This window comes from Methylobacterium sp. B1 (genome assembly GCF_000333255.1).
Classification (GTDB): Bacteria; Pseudomonadota; Alphaproteobacteria; order Rhizobiales; family Beijerinckiaceae; genus Methylobacterium; species Methylobacterium fujisawaense.
This window is the reverse complement of sequence record NZ_BACT01000870.1, coordinates 1-1,282: the sequence shown is the minus strand read 5'-3', so window position 1 is coordinate 1,282 and position 1,282 is coordinate 1. Positions and strand designations below refer to the sequence as shown.

General features: G+C 71.8%; 2 protein-coding genes. Both read right to left on the bottom strand.

All coding sequences use genetic code 11. The annotated features are described in order from the left end of the window. Positions 1 to 112: 112 nt before the first annotated feature. Entirely contained in the window at positions 113 to 1,039 is a 927-nt protein-coding gene (locus I53_RS24860; RefSeq protein ID WP_043355777.1) for an HlyD family secretion protein, read from the bottom strand. Further along, positions 1,036 to 1,245, bottom strand: coding sequence for a DUF1656 domain-containing protein (locus I53_RS24855; protein WP_043355775.1), 210 nt, complete (start codon positions 1,243 to 1,245; stop codon positions 1,036 to 1,038). Before I53_RS24855 ends, I53_RS24860 begins: the two co-directional genes overlap by 4 nt. Positions 1,246 to 1,282 lie beyond the last annotated feature (37 nt).

The window sequence follows — 1,282 nt, the reverse complement described above, 5'->3', positions numbered from 1 at the left end:
ACGTGGCGAGCACGAGGGATTTGCGAGGGACGAGGATCGTCTTCATGGGGACTCCTGACAATGGTGGGTCGTGTCATGGCAACCCGGCGGCGCCGGGAATGTTCGGTCGCCTTTAGCGGGCGAGCGCCTCCCGCCACGCCGTCCAGGGCCAGCGCAGGGCCTCCCCGCCCGCCGACGGCGCGATCGACACCGTCGCGGTCCGGCCGCTGACCAGCCGCGGGTCCGCCGGGCCGCCGTCGAGGGTGATCCGCACGGGGATGCGCTGGGCCAGCCGCACCCACGAGAAAGTCGGGTTGACGTTCGCCAGCAGGTTGGTGGCGTCGCTGCGGCCGGTCTCGCCGATGCCGCCCGCGATGCTCGCCACGCGGCCCGTGAGCACGCCGTCCTCGCCCATCAGCTGGACGGTGACCGGCGCGCCGACGCGGATGCGCGGCAGCTTGGTCTCCTCGAAGTAGCCCTCGATCCGGACGGTGTCGCGGTCGATCAGCGCCATGACCCCGCGGCCCGTGGTGACGTAGGCGCCCGGACGCAGCTCCATGTTGGTGATCCGGCCGTTGACCGAGGCCCGCACCGCCGAGCGTTCCAGGTTGAGCTTGGCGAGGTCGCGGTCGGCCAGGGCCTGCTCGTAGGCCGCCTGGGCGGACAGGTCGGCGGCCTTGGTGGCCTCGACCTTCTGCTGCGAGACGGCCGCGTCGGAGAGCTTGCTGTAGCGGGCATAGTCGGCGGCGGTCTGTTCGGCGGTGGCCTTGCGGCCCTCCACCATCGCCTCCGCCTGCCGCAGCCCGATGCGGAACCGGTCCGGATCGATGCGGAACAGGACGTCGCCCTTCCGCACGACCTGATTGTCCTCCACCAGCACCTCGGTGACGAGGCCGGACACGTCGGGGGCCACCGCCACCACGTCGGCGCGCACGCGCCCGTCCCGGGTCCAGGGGGCATCCATGTAGTAATCCCACAGGCCGAGGCCGACGATCAGCGCCGCGGCGACCATGCCGAGGGTGACCAGGAGGCGGCCGAGGACGGAGAACAGGGCTGTCATTGCAGGGTCCGGTGGGCGAGGGTCACGACGCCGCCGAGCAAGACGACGTAGAGGGCGAGGTCGAAGAGCGGTCGGTGCCAGACGAGGCGGTAGAAGCCGGTCGCCGACAGGAGACGGCGGAGCGGCAGGCTGAGCGCGAAGGCGATGGCCATCCAGAGCGCGAGGCCCGGCACGAACACGCCGTAAAGGTCGATCTCGCCCATCATGCCGCCATCTCCCGGTCGTCCCCCGCGGGGGGCGCCC

Coding starts and splice junctions, on each gene's coding strand:
- I53_RS24860 (WP_043355777.1), bottom strand. CDS start 1,039: ATGACAGCCCTGTTCTCCGTCCTCGGCCGCCTCCTGGTCACCCTCGGC.
- I53_RS24855 (WP_043355775.1), bottom strand. CDS start 1,245: ATGATGGGCGAGATCGACCTTTACGGCGTGTTCGTGCCGGGCCTCGCG.